The organism is Pseudomonas sp. AF32 (assembly GCF_022342325.2).
Taxonomy (GTDB): Bacteria; Pseudomonadota; Gammaproteobacteria; order Pseudomonadales; family Pseudomonadaceae; genus Aquipseudomonas; species Aquipseudomonas uvaldensis.
This window is the reverse complement of the sequence record NZ_RQJK02000013.1, coordinates 160,860-183,515: the sequence shown is the minus strand read 5'-3', so window position 1 is coordinate 183,515 and position 22,656 is coordinate 160,860. Positions and strand designations below refer to the sequence as shown.

At 61.8% G+C, this 22,656-nt stretch carries 18 protein-coding genes; 11 read left to right on the top strand and 7 right to left on the bottom strand.

Annotated features, from left to right (window positions below):
* The first annotated feature begins 942 nt into the window (after positions 1-942).
* From EGM97_RS14505 to EGM97_RS14480, 6 genes are all read left to right on the top strand, one after another.
* Positions 943-1,299: a DUF6124 family protein gene (locus EGM97_RS14505; RefSeq protein ID WP_238965302.1), complete on the top strand. Its 357-nt coding sequence runs from the start codon at positions 943-945 to the stop codon at positions 1,297-1,299.
* Between the two features lie 473 nt (positions 1,300-1,772).
* Positions 1,773-2,381 carry a YqiA/YcfP family alpha/beta fold hydrolase gene (locus tag EGM97_RS14500; RefSeq protein WP_238965303.1) on the top strand — a complete coding sequence of 203 codons (609 nt, stop codon included), beginning with the start codon at positions 1,773-1,775 and terminating at the stop codon, positions 2,379-2,381.
* A 42-nt stretch (positions 2,382-2,423) separates the two neighbouring features.
* Positions 2,424-4,328, top strand: coding sequence for a DNA topoisomerase IV subunit B (parE, locus tag EGM97_RS14495; RefSeq protein WP_053155683.1), 1,905 nt, complete (start codon positions 2,424-2,426; stop codon positions 4,326-4,328).
* Positions 4,328-5,314 (top strand): esterase-like activity of phytase family protein, encoded by a 987-nt coding sequence (locus EGM97_RS14490; protein WP_238965304.1) that lies wholly within the window; start codon positions 4,328-4,330, stop codon positions 5,312-5,314. Before parE ends, EGM97_RS14490 begins: the two co-directional genes overlap by 1 nt.
* A gap of 82 nt (positions 5,315-5,396) precedes the next feature.
* Positions 5,397-7,661, top strand: coding sequence for a DNA topoisomerase IV subunit A (parC, locus tag EGM97_RS14485; RefSeq protein WP_238965305.1), 2,265 nt, complete (start codon positions 5,397-5,399; stop codon positions 7,659-7,661).
* A 178-nt stretch (positions 7,662-7,839) separates the two neighbouring features.
* Positions 7,840-8,550 (top strand): PqiC family protein, encoded by a 711-nt coding sequence (locus EGM97_RS14480; RefSeq protein WP_238965306.1) that lies wholly within the window; start codon positions 7,840-7,842, stop codon positions 8,548-8,550.
* 255 nt (positions 8,551-8,805) lie between these two features.
* Here the strand turns inward: EGM97_RS14480 and EGM97_RS14475 are convergent, their stop codons facing one another.
* Positions 8,806-10,314 carry an AhpA/YtjB family protein gene (locus tag EGM97_RS14475; RefSeq protein ID WP_238965307.1) on the bottom strand — a complete coding sequence of 503 codons (1,509 nt, stop codon included), beginning with the start codon at positions 10,312-10,314 and terminating at the stop codon, positions 8,806-8,808.
* Between the two features lie 133 nt (positions 10,315-10,447).
* Between EGM97_RS14475 and serB the strand changes: the two genes are divergently transcribed.
* Positions 10,448-11,662: a phosphoserine phosphatase SerB gene (gene serB / locus EGM97_RS14470; protein ID WP_238965308.1), complete on the top strand. Its 1,215-nt coding sequence runs from the start codon at positions 10,448-10,450 to the stop codon at positions 11,660-11,662.
* A 62-nt stretch (positions 11,663-11,724) separates the two neighbouring features.
* Here the strand turns inward: serB and EGM97_RS14465 are convergent, their stop codons facing one another.
* The 4 genes from EGM97_RS14465 to EGM97_RS14450 all read right to left on the bottom strand — a co-directional run bounded on the left by EGM97_RS14465 (position 11,725) and on the right by EGM97_RS14450 (position 16,896).
* Entirely contained in the window at positions 11,725-13,482 is a 1,758-nt protein-coding gene (locus EGM97_RS14465) for a molecular chaperone (protein ID WP_238965309.1), read from the bottom strand.
* Between the two features lie 134 nt (positions 13,483-13,616).
* Positions 13,617-14,477 carry an archaetidylserine decarboxylase gene (gene asd / locus EGM97_RS14460; RefSeq protein ID WP_232777201.1) on the bottom strand — a complete coding sequence of 287 codons (861 nt, stop codon included), beginning with the start codon at positions 14,475-14,477 and terminating at the stop codon, positions 13,617-13,619.
* 22 nt (positions 14,478-14,499) lie between these two features.
* A complete protein-coding gene (gene rhdA, locus EGM97_RS14455; RefSeq protein ID WP_238965310.1) occupies positions 14,500-15,315 on the bottom strand; it encodes a thiosulfate sulfurtransferase in 816 nt (271 codons plus the stop codon).
* A 42-nt stretch (positions 15,316-15,357) separates the two neighbouring features.
* Positions 15,358-16,896 (bottom strand): HDOD domain-containing protein, encoded by a 1,539-nt coding sequence (locus EGM97_RS14450; RefSeq protein WP_238965311.1) that lies wholly within the window; start codon positions 16,894-16,896, stop codon positions 15,358-15,360.
* A gap of 155 nt (positions 16,897-17,051) precedes the next feature.
* On the opposite strand from EGM97_RS14450, the gene motA reads away from it, so the two are divergent.
* Both motA and motB read left to right on the top strand, forming a co-directional pair.
* On the top strand, positions 17,052-17,903 hold the full coding sequence (motA, locus tag EGM97_RS14445) for a flagellar motor stator protein MotA (protein WP_014336292.1): 852 nt from the start codon (positions 17,052-17,054) through the stop codon (positions 17,901-17,903).
* Positions 17,904-17,906: 3 nt separating this feature from the next.
* Positions 17,907-18,950 carry a flagellar motor protein MotB gene (motB, locus tag EGM97_RS14440; protein WP_238965312.1) on the top strand — a complete coding sequence of 348 codons (1,044 nt, stop codon included), beginning with the start codon at positions 17,907-17,909 and terminating at the stop codon, positions 18,948-18,950.
* 72 nt (positions 18,951-19,022) lie between these two features.
* Here the strand turns inward: motB and rsgA are convergent, their stop codons facing one another.
* On the bottom strand, positions 19,023-20,054 hold the full coding sequence (gene rsgA / locus EGM97_RS14435) for a small ribosomal subunit biogenesis GTPase RsgA (protein WP_053155661.1): 1,032 nt from the start codon (positions 20,052-20,054) through the stop codon (positions 19,023-19,025).
* 108 nt (positions 20,055-20,162) lie between these two features.
* Here rsgA and orn point away from each other — a divergent pair, with 108 nt between their 5' ends.
* Both orn and EGM97_RS14425 read left to right on the top strand, forming a co-directional pair.
* Positions 20,163-20,705, top strand: a complete 543-nt coding sequence (orn, locus tag EGM97_RS14430) for an oligoribonuclease (RefSeq protein ID WP_053155659.1) — start codon at positions 20,163-20,165, stop codon at positions 20,703-20,705.
* Between the two features lie 246 nt (positions 20,706-20,951).
* Positions 20,952-21,563, top strand: coding sequence for a trimeric intracellular cation channel family protein (locus EGM97_RS14425; RefSeq protein WP_238965313.1), 612 nt, complete (start codon positions 20,952-20,954; stop codon positions 21,561-21,563).
* Here EGM97_RS14425 and queG read toward each other — a convergent pair.
* Entirely contained in the window at positions 21,545-22,624 is a 1,080-nt protein-coding gene (gene queG / locus EGM97_RS14420; RefSeq protein WP_238965314.1) for a tRNA epoxyqueuosine(34) reductase QueG, read from the bottom strand. The two genes, EGM97_RS14425 and queG, sit on opposite strands and share 19 nt — an antisense overlap.
* Positions 22,625-22,656: the final 32 nt, after the last annotated feature.

The following is a 22,656-nucleotide window of genomic DNA, read 5'->3' as shown; positions in this document are numbered from 1 at the left end:
GCTTGGGTGAAAGGAGGAGGGGCGAAATCTCCCACAGTCTGTACTGCGGCTAACAGTCAGAATCGAGCCTTGTCCCTCCTCCTCCCTTCAAGTCCTACCATACAAGCGAGCTTACTCGCGATGGCGGCCTTACTGAGTACATATCCGTTGCTGCGGTAATGGCGGCTTACGGTTCCGCCCTTACGGCGGGTTACTTTTGGCAAACGCCCCAAAAGTAACCAAAAAGGCTTGGCCCCACCACTCGGCACCTCGCCAAGGCGAGGTGTTCCCTCACTCCGGCATTGCTCCGTGGGCCCGCCGCGAAGGGCCATCCATGGCCCAGCGCGGCTAACCCGGCATCCATGCCGGGTTGCCCACTACGCAATACCTGCGTTCGGCCGTTGTGGTTAACGGGGCCCAAAGATCAAAAGCAAAGCAAAGCAAAGCAAAGCAAAGCAAAGCAAAGCAACGGCGAGGCGGCCTTGTGGCCGGCCTGTTCTTGCGGCTGACCTTGGTCCCCTGTGGGAGCGGGCTTGCCCGCGAAGGCGTCCTGAAGACCGACCTGTCTCTTGGACCATACCTCGTCCCCCTGTGGGAGCGAGCCTGCTCGCGATGGCGGCTTTACTGCCGACCTACATCTGTGGGAATGGTCGGACAGCCCTGCCGAATTTTCCGACGAGTCCTAGCGGTTGCCGGGTGGGAAGAGTTCTCGCTAACCTTTTTCGGTCGCTGCAATCAGCGGCCGGGCCTGGAAAACCCGAAGAGTAAAAGGCGTAACAGCGCACCACGTGAGATACTGCCGCGCTTTATTTGTGCAGTTCTGCGTTATGGCGGCTGTGCGTGGGAGACTTTCGAGTCTGCCGGGTTTTCCTTTTACCTCGGTTTTTCCAGCCCTCGCATAGCTGCCACCTCTCGACTGGAAAACGAGACGTGGCGGTTCCACTTGGTAAAAGGAACCTCACCATGTTCAAAGTTACACCCAATCCCCCAAAAACCGATCCCTCTTCACCCCACACCGGCCTCGACGCCAAAAAACTCGACGAAGCCGCCGAACGCGCCCTCAACTTCTACCTCGCCCCAGAACCCCAGACCAAAAAGAAACCATCCCCCGGTCAGCTATTCACCGTCGTCGAAGACCTCGATAGCGAAACCCTCCTGGCCAACCTCAGCGAAACCCTGGCCTCGGCCAATGCGATGCTCAGCGACCTGGCCTTCAACCTCGAAGGCTCCAACCGGCATATAGCCTTCGGCGTCCAACAGATGGTCGAACTCAGTGAGCTGCTGGCAAACCGAGCACTTGACGTCGTCGACCCCCGATAAGCCAGACAACCTTTGCTTTTGCTTTTGCTTTTGCTTTTGCTTTTGATCTTGAACGCCCCATTAACCACGCTGGCCGAACGCAGGCATTGCGTAGTGGCTAACCCGGCATGGATGCCGGGTTAGCCGCGCTGGGCCATGGATGGCCCTTCGCGGCGGGCCTACGGAGCAATGCCGGAGTGAGGGAATACCTCGCCTTGGCGAGGTGCCGAGTGGTGGGGCACAGACCTTTTGGTTACTTTTGGGGCGTTTGCCAAAAGTAACCCGCCGTAAGGGCGGAACCTTAAGCCGCCTTTACCGCAGCAACGGATATGTACTCGACCAAAAAACCTCACCAACCGCAAGGCCGCCATCGCGAGCAGGCTCGCTCCCACAAAAAAGCCGGGATAAATCCCTGGTAACGGAAAGCATGCCCCCCAAACACCCCCAATCTCCCTGTAAACTCCGGCCTTTGCCCCCAAACCCAGGGAGTTGGCATGTCAGCCTCGATCCTCTACATCCACGGCTTCAACAGCGCCCCCGCCTCGACCAAGGCCCGCCAGCTCATCGACGTGATGACCCGCCTGGGCCTGGCCGACCGACTGCAAGTGCCGGCACTGCACCACCACCCCCGCGAAGCCATGACCCAACTGGAACAGGCGATTGCACAACTGGACCGCCCACTGCTGGTCGGCAGCTCGCTCGGCGGCTACTATGCGACTCACTTGGCCGAGCGCCACGGCCTCAAAGCCCTGTTGATCAACCCGGCCGTCAGCCCCCATCGGATGTTCGACGGTTACCTGGGCCCGCAGAAGAATCTGTACACCGACGAAACCTGGGACTTGACCCTCGACCACGTCACAACCCTGGCCGAATTGGAAGTACCGGCGCCCCAGGATCCGCAGCGGTTTCAGGTATGGTTGCAAACCGGTGACGAAACGCTGGATTATCGCCACGCCCAGCAGTATTACCGCGCCTGTGCCTTGCGCATCCAGGCTGGCGGCGACCACAGCTTCCAGGGGTTTGCCCAGCAACTGCCAGCACTGTTGAGTTTTGCCGGCATAGGCGCCGATTTGTATCAGGCGATCGATTTCACCTCGCTGTGAGCCATCGCCCTTTTTTCATTTGAACACTGACGACGAGACCCCATGGCCACTCCCAGCGCTAGCTCTTATAACGCAGACGCCATCGAAGTCCTCTCGGGCCTCGACCCGGTGCGCAAGCGCCCCGGCATGTACACCGACACCAGTCGGCCAAACCACCTCGCCCAGGAAGTCATCGACAACAGCGTCGACGAAGCCTTGGCCGGGCACGCCAAATCGGTGCAGGTCATCCTGCACGCCGATCATTCGCTGGAAGTCAGCGATGACGGGCGCGGCATGCCGGTGGACATCCACCCCGAAGAGGGCGTGTCGGGCGTCGAGCTGATCCTCACCAAGCTCCACGCCGGCGGCAAGTTTTCCAACAAGAATTACCAGTTCTCCGGCGGTCTGCACGGGGTGGGTATTTCCGTGGTCAACGCCCTCTCGACCCAGGTCCGGGTGCGGGTCAAGCGCGATGGCAACGAGTACCAGATGACGTTTGCCGATGGCTACAAGGCCACCGAGCTGGAAGTGGTCGGCACCGTGGGCAAGCGCAACACCGGGACCAGTGTGTACTTCGCGCCGGACCCGAAGTATTTCGATTCGCCTAAATTCTCCGTCACTCGACTCAAGCACGTCCTCAAGGCCAAGGCGGTGTTGTGTCCGGGATTGCTGGTCAGTTTCGAGGACAAGGCCACCGGCGAGAAAGTCGAGTGGCATTACGAAGACGGCTTGCGCTCCTATCTGGTGGACGCGGTCAGTGGCTTCGAGCGCCTGCCCAACGAGCCGTTCTGCGGTAGTCTGGCCGGCAATAAGGAAGCGGTCGATTGGGCGCTGCTGTGGTTGCCCGAAGGCGGCGAAAGCGTTCAGGAAAGCTACGTCAACCTGATCCCGACGGCCCAGGGCGGCACCCACGTCAACGGCTTGCGCCAAGGGCTGTTGGATGCGATGCGCGAGTTCTGCGAGTTCCGCAACTTGCTGCCCCGTGGCGTGAAGCTGGCGCCGGAAGACGTCTGGGAGCGCATCGCCTTCGTACTGTCGATGAAGATGCAGGAGCCGCAGTTCTCCGGCCAGACCAAGGAGCGTCTGTCGTCCCGTGAGGCGGCGGCGTTCGTGTCCGGCGTGGTCAAGGACGCCTTCAGCCTGTGGCTCAATGCCAACCCGGAAACCGGCTTGGCCCTGGCGGAGCTGGCGATCAGCAACGCCGGTCGTCGGCTCAAGGCCAGCAAGAAGGTCGAGCGCAAACGCATCACCCAGGGGCCGGCGTTGCCGGGCAAGCTCGCCGATTGCGCCGGGCAGGACCCGATGCGTTCCGAGCTGTTCCTGGTGGAAGGTGATTCCGCCGGTGGCTCGGCCAAGCAGGCACGGGACAAGGAGTTCCAGGCAATCCTGCCGCTGCGGGGCAAGATCCTCAATACTTGGGAAGTGGACGGCAGCGAAGTGCTGGCGAGCCAGGAAGTGCACAACATTGCCGTCGCCATCGGTGTCGACCCCGGCGCGGAGGACATGAGCCAGCTGCGTTACGGCAAGATCTGCATCCTCGCCGACGCCGACTCCGACGGCCTGCACATCGCGACCTTGCTGTGCGCCTTGTTCGTCCAGCATTTCCGCCCATTGGTGGATGCCGGTCATGTCTACGTCGCGATGCCACCGTTGTACCGTATCGACTTGGGCAAGGATATCTACTACGCCCTGGACGAAGCCGAGCGTGACGGGATCCTCGACCGCCTGGTGGCCGAGAAGAAACGTGGCAAGCCGCAGGTCACCCGATTCAAAGGCCTGGGCGAGATGAACCCGCCGCAGTTGCGCGAAACCACCATGGACCCGAACACCCGCCGACTGGTGCAACTGACCCTGGATGATTTCGCAGCCACCACGGAAATCATGGACATGCTGCTGGCGAAAAAACGCGCCGGTGACCGCAAGTCCTGGCTGGAGTCCAAGGGTGATCTGGCCGAGGTGCTGGCCTGATGCGCAAGGGGTTCGCCCTGGCGTTGTGGCTGTGGGCGGGGTGGGTTGTCGCCGCGCCAGCGCCTGAGCTGAAGTTGCTGTCCGAGCATGCCGTCGAAGGCATGCGCGGCGGCAATTTGTCTGGATTGGCCTTGTGTGGCGACGAGATGTGGGCAGTGTCGGATCGCGACGATGACCGCATTTATCGCCTGAATGTTTCCGATGACGAGGTCTGGCTTGCCCAGTCGTGGATCCTTGACGTGCCGCCGGTGCCGGACAGCGGCTTGCCCTGGGGATTGCGTTCGCGGACCTGGGCGGCGTCGTTCCTGCGCGGTGGCGAGCTGGACTTCGAGGGCATCAGTTGTGACAGCGCCGGCAATCGCTATGTGGTCAGCGAGTCTCATGCCGCCGTGCTGCAAGTGCCGCCGTTGGGCGACGTCTCCTGGTTGAAGATCGCACCGGCCATGATCCGCGAGGCTCGGGCCAGTGGCATGCTGTTGCATTTCAATGCGCTGTTCGAAGGCCTGGCGATCAATCCCGCCGGCGACCGGCTATGGCTGGCCGCAGAGCGCGAGCGTCGCGGCCTTTTGCAGATCAAGCGCCTGCAAACGGTGTGGGACTGCGACGACCATTGCGTGTTGCTGAGCGAGGCGGGACAGGACATGCAGCCGCCACAATTCCCTGATGCCAAACCGGTCTCGCGGGATTTTGCCGATCTGTCACTGTTTGACGGCAAACTCTTTACCCTGGAACGCAACGCCTACCAGATCTGCCGGCGTGATCCGCAGACCACCGACGTGGAGCGCTGCTGGTCGTTCGCCGCCGAGGCGCTACAGGACCACCGTCGTTACGCTCAGGCCTACGGCCTGGCCGAAGCGCTGGTGGTCGACGCCGAAGGCGCCTGGATCGGCCTGGACAATAACGACGGAGCGCGGGCCGACGGCGAAGAACGGCCGATCATCTGGCGTTTTGCCGCGCCCGAGGGCGGCTGGAATGCCTCGCCATGAACCGGCACACCCCGTATACATTCGAACTTACCCAGCGCGGCGGCATTCCCGCCGCGCCAGACAATGAACTGATGAGGCCCGCATGAGCGACATTCTTGCAGACAGCTTGGACGGCGTAGAGCGCCGATCGCTGGCTGACTTCACCGAAAATGCCTACCTCAATTACTCCATGTACGTGATCATGGACCGCGCGCTGCCACACATCGGCGACGGCTTGAAGCCGGTTCAGCGGCGGATCGTCTATGCCATGAGCGAGTTGGGGCTGGACGCCGATGCCAAGCACAAGAAGTCGGCGCGGACCGTCGGTGACGTGCTCGGCAAGTTCCACCCCCACGGCGACTCGGCGTGCTACGAGGCCATGGTGCTGATGGCCCAGCCGTTCAGCTACCGCTACACACTGGTGGACGGCCAGGGTAACTGGGGTGCGCCGGACGATCCGAAGTCCTTCGCCGCCATGCGTTACACCGAGGCGCGGTTGTCGCGTTATTCCGAAGTGCTGCTCAGCGAATTGGGGCAGGGCACGGCGGACTGGGGGCCGAACTTCGACGGTACCCTCGATGAACCCCTGGTGTTGCCGGCGCGTTTGCCGAATATTCTGCTCAATGGCACCACGGGCATTGCCGTGGGCATGGCCACTGACGTGCCGCCCCACAACCTGCGGGAAGTCGCCACCGCCTGCGTGCGCCTGCTGGACGAGCCGAAAGCCACGGTGGAGCAACTGTGCGAGCACATCCAGGGGCCGGATTACCCGACCGAGGCGGAAATCATCACGCCTCGGGCCGATCTGTTGAAAATTTACGAGACCGGTCGTGGTTCGGTGCGTATGCGCGCCGTGTACCACGTCGAGGACGGTGACATCATCGTCACCGCGCTGCCGCATCAGGTGTCCGGGGCCAAGGTGTTGGAACAAATTGCCGCGATGATGCAGGCAAAACCGTCCAAAGCGCCGCAAGTGGCCGACTTGCGCGATGAGTCCGACCATGAAAACCCGTGCCGCATCGTGATCATTCCGGTCAACAGCCGGGTCGACCATGAGGCGTTGATGCAACACCTGTTCGCCAGTACCGATCTGGAGTCCAGCTACCGGGTCAACATCAATATCATTGGGCTGGACGGCAAGCCGCAACTGAAGAACCTGCGGGCACTGCTGGTGGAGTGGCTGGAGTTTCGCGTTAAAACGGTGCGCCGCCGCCTGCAATTCCGCCTGGACAAGGTCGAGCGCCGCCTGCATCTGTTGGACGGCTTGCTGATCGCCTACCTCAATCTGGACGAAGTGATCCACATCATTCGTACCGAGGATCAGCCCAAGGCCAGGCTCATCGAGCGTTTTGCCCTGAGCGAAGTCCAGGCCGACTACATCCTCGACACCCGCTTGCGGCAATTGGCGCGGCTGGAAGAGATGAAGTTGCGCGCCGAGCAGGATGAGTTGCTCAAGGAGCAGGCCAAGCTGCTCGCCTTGCTGGGCAGCGAAGCCAAGCTCAAGAAACTGGTGCGCAGCGAGTTGCTCAAGGATGCCGAAACCTACGGTGACGACCGTCGCTCGCCTATCGTCGAGCGCGCCGAAGCCAAGGCGTTGAGCGAACATGACCTGTTGCCGAACGAGAAAGTGACTGTCGTACTGTCGGAAAAAGGCTGGGTGCGCTCCGCCAAGGGTCATGATATTGACGCTGCCGGGCTTTCCTACAAGGCCGGGGATGGTTTCAAGGCCCTGGCGCCTGGACGCTCCAACCAGTTTGCGGTGTTCATCGATTCGACGGGGCGCAGCTATTCGGTCGCCGCCCACACCCTGCCGTCGGCTCGCGGCCAGGGCGAACCGCTGACCGGTCGGCTAACTCCGCCACCGGGTGCAACTTTTGAATGCGTGCTGATGCCTGATGATGAAGGGCTGTACGTTATTGCCTCGGACGCAGGCTACGGCTTCGTGGTCAAGGGCGAGGATCTGCAGGCCAAGAACAAGGCGGGCAAGGCGCTGCTGAGCCTGCCGAACAACGCCAAGGTTATCGCACCGCGTCCGGTCACCGATCGGGACAGCAACTGGTTGGCCTCGGTGACGACCGAAGGCAGGCTGCTGGTCTTCAAAATCAGTGACCTGCCACAATTGGGTAAAGGCAAAGGTAATAAGATCATCGGGATTTCCGGCGAACGGGTGGCAAGCCGTGAGGAATATGTCACGGATATTGCAGTGTTACCGGAGGGTGCCACGCTTGTGCTACAGGCTGGAAAGCGTACGCTTTCGTTGAAAGCGGACGATCTTGAGCATTACAAAGGTGAACGTGGTCGGCGGGGCAACAAGCTTCCGAGGGGTTTCCAACGAGTGGATGCGCTGCTCGTCGAAAACCTGAATTAAGCGTCCTAGAGGGCTCGGTCTGCGATTAAATGGTGCAGACCGACGCTTTCGCGCTGGAGTCGGGACGCATATTCACGGATGATAGGCCCTTTCAAGCGCCGGCGTGGCCGAGCGTTCTTTTTATGACCAAGTACTTTTTCACTGTGGTATGCCTTGTGGCCGCCACTTGGACGGGATGATGACTGCTCTGCGCCTTCCTATTTTGTGGCTCGCCGGCCTGCTTGGCCTGGCGGGTTGCGCCGTCAACCAGCCGGTGTCGCTGTATCAACTCGACAGCGGCAACCCCGCCCAGCCTGCGCAAAGCACAGGTATGGCTGTGTTGCTGGGCCCTGTATTGATCGCTGATTACCTGCAACGTGAAACCTTGCTGCAACGCCAACCCGATGGCAGCTTGCAGGCCGCCACCGACGGCCGTTGGGCCGGAAGCCTTTCCTCGGACATCGACCAGTTGCTGCTGCGTCAGGTGGCCGGGCATCTGGACAGCCAGCGCGTCGTTCTGGCGCCGGCTAACCAGGGCTTTACCCCGGATGTCCAGGTGCTGTTGTCCATTACCCGCCTGGACTCAGGCAAGTCGCAACCGGCGGTGCTCGACGCTCAGTGGCGGTTGATTGACCGTCGCGGCAAGGTCCGCGAGAACCGTATCGTTCATTTGCAGGAGCAGCATGCCGGTACGACCGCTGCCCAGGTCCAGGCTCAAGGCGTTCTGGTACAACGCCTGGCCGAGCAGTTATCGACGGCGCTCAAGCCTTTGGCCAACCAGCCTCCGATCGTCGAAGCGCCCACGCGCAAGTCGGCTCCGACCCAGGCCAAGCCTGCCGAGCCGGAGAAATCCCCGAAGATCCCGATGGCGTTGCCGATTCGTACGGATATGGAAGTGTTCAGGTTCTGAGGATTGGACTGGATACATGACAAAGCCCGCGTTGAAGCGGGCTTTGTTGTATCTGGCTGTTGGGTTTCTGGTGCCGGCGCAGGCCTCTTCGCGAGCAAGCCCGCTCCCACAGGAGATCTCCGGCGGACACATATTTTGTGTCCGACACCGATCAAAATGTGGGAGCGGGCTTGCTCGCGAAGAGGCCAGTAGACAACAAAAAAGCCCGCAGGCAATCACTCATCCGCGGGCTTTCGTTATATCAATTACCGAGGCTCAGGCCTGGCGCTCATGCATTCGCGCCAGTTGCCGCTCCAGCATGGACGGGTACGGCTCCATCAGGCGCTCCACGCAGCAGGCCCCTTCCGGGCTGGCGATAGGGCGGATACGGGTGCGCTGGCGGATCAGGGCGTCGTCGTTGATCTTGCGCTCCACCAGCAGCAGGTTGCGGCTGTGCTGTGACAAGGCCAGGGCATCCTGGGCTGTTTCGGTCAGCAACAGATCAATCTGGCTCAGGCCGAACAGTCCTTCGCCCAAGGTCAGGCCCAATTGCAGTTGCAGGGTGATACCACTGTCGGCCACTTCAATCTGCAACTGATGACCCAGCGCCCGCAGCAGTTCTCCGCAGCAGATGGCGTTGGTCAGATAGTCGTCGCCGCTGTCTTCGGTGTGGAACAGCATCAGGGTGCTGCCATCGTTCAGGGTGTGCAACTCACCCTGGTACAGCGAGGCGGCCTGATCGAGGCAATCGCGATAGCGTTCGAGCAGTTCTTTCAGGCGCGCCTGGGGCAGGCGGCGCAATTGGTCCTGGGCGCCCAACTGTACGGCCAGTACGGCGCTGTGCTGTGGCTGATTCGAGGCGACGGCCCGGGCGGCCGGACGCGGTTCCCCGGCAATCGATTCGTCCCGCAGATCGGCGAAGGCGTCGTCGTCCTCGTCGTCCTCAACCGTGCGCACCACATGGCGTGGGGCAGCCTTGGCCGCAGGCATTGGCGGGCTTTCGTCGAAGCCGGGATCGCGCAGGTTGCGTACTTCGAAACCGGGCTCGTCATCGTCGATGTCGATCTCTTCAGGCTCCGGTACGGGCTCGGGCTCCGGTGCGAAACTGGCGTGCAGCTGTCGGGCGAGGTCGCCGATTTCGTCCTGGCGCTGGGTGGCCGGCGTATGTTCGTCGATGTCCCGCAGCCAGAGACGCAATTGCAATAACGGTGTGGAAAGGTGCCGTCCCAGGCGTAGGCTCAAGGCCAAGGCGAGGGCCAACAGTATCGCGCTGAGAATGCCCATGCTTTGCAGGCTGATGGTCATCGGTTGCTGGAACTGGTCCATGTCCAGGCTGATGCGCAGTTGCCCGGCGGTTACGTCCTGGAAGGTGATCTTGCTCTGGTACATGCCTCCGGACTCGCCCAGCAGGCCCGGCTTGGGACGCTGGCCGGCTTCGGCGAGGATGCGGTTGTCCACGCTGTAGATGGCGGCGTGGGCCACCAATTTGTTCTTGGTCAGGTTGTTGAGCAGCACGTTGAGGCTGAGGATGTCGTTGGACACCAGCAGCTCGGTAGCGGACGTGGCGGTCTGGGTGGTCAGGCTCTCACCCAGGGCGTCGGCCTGTTCGTGCATCGCCTGCTTGAACTGCAAGCCCATCACACAGGCATAGATGACCAGGGCCAGGGCGACCAGGATCACGTTATGGCTGGCGATGCGCAATGCAATCGGCACGCGACGGTGGCGCAGTGCACGGAAGATCAGCAGGAAGAAATTGTCGGTCTTGACTGGCGTGGGCCGGTTCACTGAGCTCGGCTCTTTGTCCGTGAAATTGACGCGCAGTATAGCGACAGGCCCATGACCGGCAAAGCACTGGCGGTGCCCGATGGTCACCGAAAGTGGGTAGAATGCGGTTTTTTTCCACCTGCGGGGGTGCGCCTTGCGCGAAATCGTCCTGATCAACATCACTGGCAGCGACCGTCCGGGTCTGACTGCGGCCATTACCGGCGTCCTGGCCCAAGGTGGTGTAAACATTCTCGACATCGGCCAGGCGGTGATTCACGACACGCTGTCCTTTGGCATCCTGGTTGAAATCCCGGACGCCGAACAGGGCAAGTCGGTGCTCAAGGACATCCTGTTCACCGCTTACAAACTCGACCAGCAGGTGCGTTTCACACCGGTATCCGAGGAGGATTACCAGCATTGGGTCGCGGGCCAGGGCAAGCAGCGTCACATCGTCACCCTGCTGACTCGCAAGGTCACCGCCGAGCAGCTGCAACGTGTCAGCGCGATCACCGCCAAATATGGCCTGAACATCGACCACATTGACCGACTGTCCGGGCGCATGCCGCTGGATACCCCGGCCGACAGGGGTAAGGGCTGCATCGAGTTTTCCGTGCGCGGCGAGCCGGCCGATCCCCAGGCGCTGCGTGCCGAGTTCCTCAGCGTTGCGCAGGAGCTGAACGTCGATATCGCCTTCCAGGAAGATTCGCTGTTCCGTCGCAATCGCCGCCTGGCAGTGTTCGACATGGATTCGACCTTGATCGAGGCCGAGGTTATCGATGAGCTGGCAAAAGCGGCCGGCGTGGGCGACAAGGTTTCGGCCATCACCGAGCGGGCCATGGCCGGTGAGCTGGATTTCCGTGCCAGCTTCAAGGAGCGCCTGGCGTTGCTGCAAGGTCTGGACGTCAGTGTGCTGGACTCCATTGGTGCTTCGCTGCGCTTGACCGAAGGCGCCGAGACCCTGTTCGCCGAACTCAAGCGTCTGGGCTACAAGACCGCGATCCTCTCCGGTGGCTTCACCTATTTCGCCAGGCAGTTGCAGGCCAGACTCGGCATCGACTACGTGTTCGCCAACGAGCTTGAAGTGGTGGACGGCAAGGTGACCGGCGTGGCTGTGGAGCCGATCGTCGACGCCCAGCGCAAGGCGGACCTGTTGCGCGAACTGGCTGAGAAGGAAGGTCTGCGCCTGGAGCAGACCATCGCCGTGGGCGACGGTGCCAACGATTTGCCGATGCTGGCGATTGCGGGCCTGGGTGTGGCGTTCCGCGCCAAGCCGCTGGTCAAGCAGTCGGCCCGGCAGGCGATCTCGACACTGGGGCTGGATGGGGTGTTGTATCTGCTGGGCTTCAGGGACCGCGACGGGCAGCTCTAACCGCCCTGTGCATTCTCGTGGCGAGGTAACAAACTCCCTCGCCATGGGGTATGTGTTCAAGCCTAAAGCGATTTCCACAACGAATCGAAATCCCCCTCGGAGTCACCCTTCCCGGTGGGCTCCGAATCCTCCTGGTGATAGGCGAACTGGTTGAAGCTATGGGTGCTGGTTACCCGGCGGTCCAGTCCGGCCCGGTGTTCCTGGCCATTGGTATTGATCACCACCTTTTGCCCTTCCTGGAAGGGCAGGCGTGGGGCGATCATGGTGGGTGGCAGGTCGATGGCGCTGATCTCCGGCAGCAGCAGGCCCCGCAGATAATGACCTTGCTTATCCGGTTCCCGAACCAACTGCAAGCCGCAAGGCTGGGCATAAGGTGCGACCAATTCGATGCCCATTTGCATGGCGCCGTTGCGCACCTGGCGGATCCAGCGCACCACGGCAATGCTCCAGGCCTGATCGTTGGCGTCCCGGATGCCGACCATTTCCCCGGCTTGCAATTGTTCCGGTACTTCTTTTGGCCAACCGAGGCAGTAACCCCCGGGGCTATGGTTGATGATCGGCAGTTCGTAGGTTGGGAAATGGTGCCGGTGGTCCGAGCCGCTGCCATCTTCGTCGGACGGGTTGGCCGGATACTCGATTTCTTCGTAGGGCAACAGGTCGCTGTCCCCGGCGGGTGCGGCGTCGAAGGCCTGTTTCCAGGTGTCGTTGGTCTTGCTTGTGGACGCTTCGAAGCGGGCCTTGCGTGTGGTGGGGGTCTTTAGAATTTCGCTGAAAGAGCGTTCGCCGCCGAGGTAGTAATGCAGCGCGCTCATGCCCACGCACAATGTCAGCGTGCCGTTGCCCTCGGTACGCTGGAAGCTGCGCTCGACGGCCTCGCCCCAAGCCGCTTGCAGGTGCTGCAAGGTATCTGCACTCATTCCGCCAGGTACCGGCAAGGTGTGGTCGGCAGGTTGCTGCAGATGGAGGGCGATGGCGCGTACCAGCGGTTGAGGATCGAACCCCAGCAGGCTTGGTTGTTGCTCGGGCCTGAATTTGGAGCGGTAGCGAGGCCCGACATCGAGTTCCGGTGCGACGGCAAACAAGCTGGCGGCCGAGTTGGCCGGGTCCAGCTTGATCGACTGGCTCCAGGTTTCAAGCACTTCGGCCAATCGGGCTATCTGGCCCTGGCGTAGCTGATTGCTGCGTGCTGCGCCCAATAGCAGGGCAACAACATAACTCTGTTCCGGGCTCAGTTGCTGGACCTGACTGGCCAGCTCGTCGCTGACGCCCTGATGCTGTAACCGATGTTGACAGGCGATTTGGTACAGCTGGTGCAAGTCGAGCCATAACCCTTCAGGCACCGGACTGTACAATTCCGTGGCGCGCATCAGCGGGCCGTTAAGGGCATGTATGGCCCGTTGCAGTGCGGTGGTCAGCAGGCGGGCGCGGTCTTTAGTGAATTTCGGTGCGATGCGCGCCGCGATCTGTTTGTAGCCCATCGCCAGATGGCTTTGCAGGGCCTGGCACAGGTTGACGATTTTGCGCGAGCGGTCGTCCAGCACGATAGCCTGCTGCAGGAAGTGCCGCTCCAGGTGCTTGCAGACGTAATACACCTCGGGGCGCAGCAATTCGAGCAGCTGCAGGCGGTTATCGCTGGGGGTGAGCATCAGGTTGAGTTCGCCGATGGCCTGGTACAGCAGGCGAGCCGTTTCGCCGATATTGGCCTTGGGCAGGTTGGCGATCCAGCGTTTGAGGTCGCGCGGTGTGGCATCGCAGAACGACAGGCGTGATTGCGTCGGGGTCAAGACGCGCAATAGCTGGAGAGGGCGGGTCTCATTCATGCCGTGGACGGGCTCCGGCTGAAAACGAAAAGGATGCCTTCAACTCTAGCAGGTGTGGCCGAAAGAGGTGTTTGATCTGTACTGGATACAACTGTGGGAGCGAGCAGGCTCGCTCCCACAGGGTGGTGGGTGACTCAGGCCTTGGGCAAAGCCAGGCCTTGGCCCATTCGTACCGGCGAACCGGCCACCAGTTCCTCGGCCCATTTCACCTGGCCCGGTCCGAACAGGACGATGGCCGTGGAGCCTAGCTTGAAGCGTCCCAGTTCGGCACCCTTTTCCAGATGGATCGGCGCACGGGCGGCTTCGTCGTAGCGGAAGGTCTTGAGCTCGCGCTTGGGGGGCGTGACCAGCCCGGCCCAGACGGTTTCGATGGACGCCACGATCATCGCGCCCACCAGCACCACGGCCATGGGGCCGCGTTCGGTGTCGAAGATGCAGGCTACGCGTTCGTTACGGGCGAACAGTTCCGGAACGTTTTCAGCGGTGGTCTGGTTGACCGAAAAGATCCGTCCCGGAATGTAGACCATCTCCCGCAGCGTGCCGGCCAGCGGCATGTGCACGCGGTGATAATCCTTGGGTGACAGGTAGATAGTGGCGAAATCGCCGCCCATGAATGGCGCTGCATTGGCCGAGTCGCCACCCAGCAGTTCCAGTACGCTGAAGCTGTGGCCCTTGGCCTGGAACACCCGGCCGTGCTCGATCGGGCCGAGCTGGCTGACAGCGCCGTCGGCGGGGCTGAGGATCGCGCCTGGCGTTTCGTCCAGCGGGCGGGCGCCGTCCTTCAGGGCGCGGGTGAAGAAGGCGTTGAAATGCTCGTACGCAGTCAGGTCTTCCACCAGGGCTTGGGACATATCCACTTGATAGCGCTTAGCGAACCAGGCGGTGAATGCATTCTTGAACCAGCGCACGCGGCATTCGGCGATGCAGCCGGCCAGCCGCGACAGCAGGTGGTGAGGCAGCAGGTACTGGGTGAGGATAAACAAGCGGTTTTTCATTAATTGTCCTTTTTTGGAACCTTCAAAGCTCGATAGGGGTATCGGGGTGGTTGCCCCATTCGCCCCAAGAGCCGGCATAGCCTTTGACCCGTGGGTAGCCGAGCGCCTTGGCCACCAGGTAGGTGAAGCCGGAGCGGTGGTGAGTCTGGCAATGGGTGATGATTTCTTTGTCCGGTGTGATGCCCAGGCGTTCGAGGATCTGGGGCATGTCCTGGCGGATGCGCAGGTTGCGTGCCGAGTCCATGCCGGCGGTCCATTCGAAATTGATCGCGCCAGGGATGTGTCCGCCTCGGGCCGCTACGACTTTTTCCCCGGAGTATTCCAGCGGGCCGCGAGCGTCCCAGATCGCCAGGTCGGCGGCGCCGAGACGGCTCTGCAAATATTCGCGGGTGGCGGTGGGCTCGTCGTGCAGTGTGAGCGCCACCGGGCCGCCAGCGCTGGCCGGTACTTCGGTGGTCACCGGCAGGCCTTCGTCCAGCCACGACAGCAGGCCGCCGTCGAGGTAGTGGTAGTTCGAGTGGCCGATGACATCCAGCAGCCAGATAAAGCGCCCGGCCCAGCCGCCGCCTTCGTCGTCATAGACCACGTAGACCGCATCCGGGTTGTGCCCGAGCTCGCCAAACAGCATTTCGAGATCGGCCTTTGCCGGCAACAGGCCTGGCGCCGGGGGCTGGCCCAGTTGCGTACGCTTGGGATCGACGAAGCGCGCGCCGGGAATGTGGCCGGTGCTGTAGCGGGCGGCGCTGGTCAGGTCCACCAGAATCAGTTCGCGGGCATCGAGGCGCGCAAGCAGGTCGCTCGGTTCGATCACCAGCGGCAAGCCAGAGAAGTCAGGCATGTGAGGTCTCCTGGGGCGCAAAGGGAAAGGATTGTACCAAGTTCAACGGCCGCGGTTGGTAAAGGTGTGCAGGGCCCGCTCGATACATTGCACGGTTTTGCCGAAAGCCTGGACTGTCACGTCCGAAAACGGTCCGCCGCCCTGATCCACGACCACCAGCATGATGACTCGACCATTGCAGGTCAGTGAGCGCAACAGCAGGTGCTCGCCCTTGAACAGGCCGCGCAGGACCGGCGGCAACAATGCCGAAAACTGGGCATTGTTTTCCGGGTTCAGGCGAACCTGTGCCTGTTGTGCCAGCAACCGTTGCAAGACCTTGCTCTGGCCGATGGGAAAGCTCATGGCCGTCGCCTCGCTGGGCAGGCCGGCGGTCTGGTGTACGCGCACGTTGGTCTGGCTGCGGTCGGCCATCAGAATCATCACCCGGCGCATGCCGCACGCCGCCAGGGCGTCGCGGGCGGCGGTGGTCAGGTGCATGGCGTTGCTGAAGGGGCTCGGTTCCACCAGCAAGGCGGTGCACTGTTGACGCCACCGGGCCAGGTCGACGGTGCTGGAGGGGGCGGTCGACGGTCGTCCAGAGGGAATGCGGCGGCTGCCAGGGGGCCAGATCAGGGCCACGGCCGGGTGCCAGAGGTCTGGCATGCTGTGCTGGCGGGCACTAATGGCTGCTTGCTGGTGCAGTTGCTGCTGGATCTCCTCTACGGGGATTTGCAGGTACAGGCTTGTGAGGTATTGCCAGCGTGCGCTGTGGGCGTCGTCCCAGGCATGGTGCGCCGAAAGCGCCAGGCCATTGGCCAGCAGCACGGTGTTGGCCGGTTGATTGAGCCAGCGCCGCAGAGTCGGGTCATCATCCAGGCGATTCTGCTGGCGCAGCGGATGTTCACTGTCCCGGGCGATGCGCAAGACCTTCACCAGCTCGCGACGTTCGTTGAGCAGCAACCGATAACCCTGTGCTACCCAGATCGGCAGGCGCCACGCTTCTACCATCGCCAGGCAGATGTTCAACAGGCCGACGCCGAACAGCTCGTGCTCTACCTCGCTGGCCTGCTGGCCCTGATGGAGGACCCGCTGCTCCCATTCTCCCAGCAGGCGCGGATGCGTCAGCGCCATGGGCCAGAGTGGCGAGAGGAACAACAAGCTGCCCCAGTGAATGTCCTGCCACAGCCGCGCCAGGCGGCTGGCGAAAAAACCATTGGCTTGTTGCGTGGCGTGTTGGCTTATCAATTGCAATTGGCGCAGCGCGACGGGAATCTCTCGCTCCGGCAACGAGGGCAGGCGTACCAGCAGCTCCTCGGTGCGCTTGAGGCCGAGACGGTTGATGGCCACTTCCAGATTTTCCGCGGGCGCGGCGAGGTTGCCATGGGTGTGATGGTTGGCTTCGCGGATGACGCTCAGGGCGAGGGCGGGGCTGTCCTGCATCAGCTCGGCGATATCGCGCAACGAGCGGTTGCTGTCGGCGACGGCCTTGCAGACCAGGTCATGACTGGCCTGCGGCACCGGCAGATGGACGCCCGCGAGCAGCTTTACCCAGCCTTCGAGCGTGGTCGGTCGCGGAGTTGGAACTTTCGTTTCGTTAGCCATGGCTGGACGTGATCATCCCATGCTGCAACAGGGCAAAATTGGCTTTTCGCCAGAACTGGCTATAGTCTGGCGCAGTTTTGCCGATAAGGAGAAGAAGAGATTTTCCAGCTTCCGAATATGACCTTGAACCCGACTTAAATAAGTACTTTCTATCTATGGCTAAAATTATCGGCATCATTGTCGTGTTCGCGAGCGTGCTCGGCGGATACGTGCTCTCCCATGGCAAGATTGCCGCCCTGATCCAGCCCTTCGAGGTGCTGATCATCGGTGGTGCGGCCCTTGGCGCATTTTTGCAGGCCAACCCCGGCTACATGACCATGCACGTGCTCAAGAAATCCCTGAGCATGTTCGGTTCGCGCTTCAGTCACACTTTCTATCTGGAAGTGCTGGGCCTGATCTACGAGATCCTCAACAAGAGCCGCCGCGAAGGCATGATGGCGATCGAAGGCGACATCGAAGACGCCGCCGCCAGCCCGATCTTCGCCAAGTATCCCTCCGTGCTCAAGGACGCCCGGATGACGGCGTTCATCTGTGACTACCTGCGCATCATGTCGTCCGGCAACATGGCTCCCCATGAGCTGGAAGGCCTGTTCGACATGGAACTGTACAGTCTCAAGGAAGACCTGGAGCACCCGTCCCACGCCGTCAACGGTATCGCCGACGGTATGCCCGGCTTCGGTATCGTCGCTGCGGTATTGGGCATCGTGGTGACCATGGCCTCCCTGGGCGATGGCGACCAGAAGTCCATCGGCCTGCACGTGGGTGCGGCGCTGGTCGGTACCTTCTTCGGTATCCTGGCTGCCTACGGGTTCTTCGGCCCGTTGGCTCATTCCCTGGCCCACGATGCCAAGGAAGAGCTCAACGTCTATGAAGCCATCAAGGCGTCCCTGGTGGCCTCGGCCTCGGGCATGCCGCCATCGTTGGCGGTGGAGTTCGGTCGCAAGGTCCTGTATCCGGCGCACCGTCCAAGCTTCGCCGAGCTGGAACAAGCGGTTCGCGGTCGTTAAGTTATGGAAAATAACCAGCCGATCATCGTAAAACGCGTCAAGCGCATTGCCGGCGGGCACCACGGGGGCGCCTGGAAAATCGCGTTCGCCGACTTCGCGACGGCGATGATGGCGTTCTTCCTGGTGCTGTGGCTGCTGTCCACCGCGACTCCGGAACAGAAAATCGCCATTGCCGGCTACTTCAAGGACCCGGTCGGTTTTTCCGAAAGCGGCACGCCGTACATCATTGACCTGGGCGGTTCTCCGGTCCTGGCACCGGAAAACACCCTCAACCCTGAAGTCAAATCCCAGCCTCAGCCCGACAAGGCAACGGTCGATGCCAATGAGGCCGAAGGCATGGCCGAGCAGGTCGAGCGCGAACGCCTGGAACTGCTGCTGCAGGAGTTGCAGAACAAGGTCGAAGAGAACCCGCAGTTGCAGAAGTTCAAGGACCAGATCCTGTTCGAGATCACGCCGAATGGCTTGCGCATCCAGATTATGGACGCCGAGAACCGGCCGATGTTCGACTCCGGAAGCGCGCGCCTGAAGCCTTATTTCGAGGACATCCTGCTGGCCATGGCCGACACCATCAAGGCGGTGCCGAACAAGATCAGCATCAGCGGCCATACCGATGCCACGCCTTATAGCGGTAAGGGCGACTTTGGTAACTGGGAATTGTCCGCCAACCGCGCCAACGCGGCCCGTCGTGCGCTGGTGGCGGGCAGTTATCCGGACGAGCAGGTGGCGCGGGTGGTCGGTTATGCCTCGTCGGCGTTGTTCGACCGCAAGGACCCGTTCAACCCGGTGAACCGGCGTATCGACATCGTGGTGCTGACCAAGAAGGCCCAGCAGGCCATCGAAGGTTCCCAGACCGATGAACCGTCGGCAGATCCTGCCCAGGGGCAGGGCGCCCCAGGCGAGGCGCCACCGGCCGCGACGCCGGGTGCAGCGGTTGATCCGAACGCCTTGCCGGCTGATCAGCAGCCGGTGCCGGCCCATGAGCTGCGCGAGCGCCTGAACCTGTTCGAGGATGCCGCGCCGAAGCCGGCCGCACCGCCCGCGCAGTGAACCCAAATAAAAAAGCCGCGATTATCGCGGCTTTCTTATTTGATGCGCGCCACAGAAGAGCGCCCTGCCGGGTCAGTAACTGCTTTCCGGCAAACTGGCAATGATCGAGCGATAGCTGTTCATCCGCTGCTGTTGCACCCGACCTTCTTCCAATGCCTTGAGCAGGGCGCAACCCGGCTCGCGGTCGTGTTTGCAGTCGCGGAATCGGCAAGTGCCGATCAGGTCGTTGAACTCGATGAACCCGGCCTCCACGTCAGCCCGGCTGACATGACCCAGGCCGAATTCGCGAATGCCCGGCGAGTCGATCAGCTCACCGCCGCCTGGGAAATGGAACAGGCGCGCGGTGGTGGTGGTGTGGGTGCCCTGGCCGGACAGTTCTGACAACGGCCCGACACGGGTTTCAACGTCTGGCAGCAGGCTGTTGACCAGCGAAGACTTGCCGACACCCGACTGGCCGACGAACACGCTGATGCGCCCGTCCAGTTGCCGTTGCAATTGTTCCATGCCGTTACCGTGATGGGCGGAGACTTCCAGCACTGGATAACCCAGCTGCCGATAGACCGCCAGCAAGGCGTTCAGCGCCGGGGCGTTGTGCTCATCGATCAGGTCGAATTTATTGAGCAGCAACAACGGGCGGATGCCCGCGTGTTCCGCCGCTACCAGGTAACGGTCGATCAGGTTGGCGTGGGGTTCGGGCATTGGGGCGAACACGATCACAATCATGTCGACGTTGGCCGCCACCGGCTTGAGCTGGCCGCGGCTGTCGGGACGGCACAGTTCGGTATGGCGCGGCAATTGGGCCACGATCACACCGATACCCTGGTTGCCGGCCCGCCAGACCACCTGATCGCCCGTCACCAGGGCCGGCAGGTTGGCTCGCAGGTGGCAGCGGAACACTTGTCCAGCCAGTTCGCCTTCCTGGGCCTCGACCTCGACTTGCACACCGAAATGGGCGATCACCAGCCCGGTCTGTTCCGGGCCCAGATCGCCGCCTTCCAGCGCCTGCACCGCGCTGGATTCACGTTTGGCGGCGCGGGCTGCGCGCTCGCCCTGGATCTTTTCGATGCGCCAGTTCTGGCGGCGATTGAGTTGGCGTTTGGCCATGGGTGTTCCGTATAGAAGAATGCAGCGATTGGATAAAACGGCGGCGAGTTTAGCACGCCCGATGGCCTGCCTAGGCTAAACTGCGCAGCTACGCCGAGGAGCCCCCCCATGCAAAATCCGCAAAACCTGATCTGGATCGACCTGGAAATGACCGGTCTGAATCCTGATACCGACGTCATCATCGAAATGGCCACTATTGTCACCGACAGTGATCTCAACACCCTGGCCGAAGGCCCGGTGATCGCGATCCACCACAGCGATGAAGTCCTGGCCCGCATGGACGAATGGAACACTCGCCAGCACGGTGGTTCGGGCCTGACCCAACGGGTGCGCGACAGCAAGATCAGCATGGCCGAAGCTGAAGCCCAGACCATCGCCTTCCTTGAGCAGTGGGTGCCCAGAGGCAAGTCGCCGATCTGCGGCAACAGCATCTGCCAGGACCGTCGCTTCCTCTATACCCATATGAAGTCCCTGGAAAGCTACTTCCATTACCGCAACCTGGACGTCTCCACCCTCAAGGAACTGGCCGCCCGCTGGGCGCCACAGGTGCGCGACAGCTTCCAGAAAGGCGGCAGCCACCTGGCATTGGACGACATCCGTGAGTCCATCGCCGAGTTGCAGCATTACCGCAAGCATTTCATCAAGTTCTAGGACGCTGCTGAAAAAGAGCTTTTGTGGCGAGGGGATTTATCCCCGCTGGGTTGCGCAGCAACCCTCAAACCTGACTGCCTCGCTGTGTCCGGTTGGCTAGGGGCTCGGCTGCATGGGGCTGCTGCGCAGCCCAACGGGGATAAATCCCCTCACCACAGATCCTGTGCTTGCCGAGTCGATGGCTGCCCTCTTTTGGTGCCTGCCCGAAATGGCTAGACTGCGCGCCTTCCTGCCAGGACCGCCGCCATGTTGCTGATGCTTTATCTGATCGCCATTACCGCCGAAGCCATGACCGGCGCCCTGTCCGCCGGGCGGCGTGGCATGGACTGGTTTGGCGTGGTGTTGATCGCTTGTGTCACGGCCTTGGGTGGCGGCTCGGTGCGCGACGTTCTGCTGGGCCATTACCCGCTCACCTGGGTCAAGCACCCGGAATACCTGGTGCTGACTACCGCGGCGGCGATGCTGACGGTGTTCCTGGCACGCTGGATGCGTCATCTGCGTTCGCTGTTTCTGGTGCTCGACGCCGCAGGCCTGGTGGCGTTCACACTGATCGGTTGCATGACCGCCCTTGAAATGGGCCATGGCATGCTGGTGGCGTCGGTCAGTGGGGTGATCACCGGTGTATTCGGTGGCATCCTGCGGGACATTTTCTGTAACGATATTCCACTGATCTTTCGTCGCGAGCTGTATGCCAGTGTGTCGTTTGCCGCGGCGTGGTGCTACTTGCTGTGCGTATACCTGCAGTTGCCGAGCGAACAGGCGATCCTCATCACGCTGTTCGGCGGGTTCCTGCTGCGGCTCCTGGCGATCCGCTTCCACTGGGAAATGCCGAAGTTCGTCTACAACGACGAGGTTTGACGCCCGTTGTGTTGCCGCAGCGCCCATTCCACATGTTCGCGTACCAGCTCTGAAGGATGATCGCGCCGCGCTTCCAACGCTTGCAGTACCGGAATCGTTGACGGTGCATTGCCCAGGCCCACCGCCAGATTGCGCAGCCAGCGCTCGTAGCCGGCCCGGCGCAGCGGCGAGCCTTCGGTGCTCTTGAGGAAGGTGTCCTCGTCCCACAGGAACAGTTCGGCCAGCCCGGCGTTGTCCAGGTTGTGACGGGGCTTGAAGTCGCTTTCCCCGGACGGTCGGGCAAAGCGATTCCATGGACAAACGATCTGGCAGTCATCACAGCCAAACACCCGGTTGCCGATCAACGGGCGCAGTTCTTCCGGAATAGCGTTCTTCAGCTCGATGGTCAGGTAGGAAATGCAGCGGCGAGCATCCAGCTGGTAGGGGCCGACAAAGGCGTTCGTGGGGCAGATATCCAGGCAGGCGGTGCATTTCCCGCAGTGCTCAGTGGCGTGGGGTGGATCGACTGGCAACGGCAGGTCGACGAACAACTCGCTCAGGAAGAAATAACTGCCGGCCTTGCGGTTCAGTACGAGGGTGTTCTTGCCGATCCAGCCGAGGCCGGCCTGTTCGGCAATGGCTTTTTCCAGTACCGGGGCGCTGTCGACAAAGGCACGGTAGCCGAAAGGGCCGATGACCGCCTGGATTTTTTCTGCCAATTGTTGCACGCGTTTACGGATCAATTTGTGGTAATCGCGGCCCAACGCATAACGCGAGACGTAGGCTTTTTCCGGTTGGCCGAGCATTTGCGCCATTTGCGTATCGCCCGGCAGGTAGTCCATGCGCAGGGATACTACGCGCAACGTGCCTGGCACCAGCTCCTCGGGGTGTGAGCGTTTGCTGCCATGGGCGCCCATATAGTCCATTTCGCCGTGGTAGCCGGCCTCGAGCCAGCGTTGCAAATGCTGCTCGTGCTCGGCGAGGTCCAGGCCGCTGATGCCGACCTGCTGGAAGCCCAGCTCGCGGCCCCAGTCCTTGATGGATTGGGCGAGGGCGGGGAGATCTGTGGAAGTGGCAGGCATGTGGCGAGAGAAACCGGAGCTGAGATGCGTAT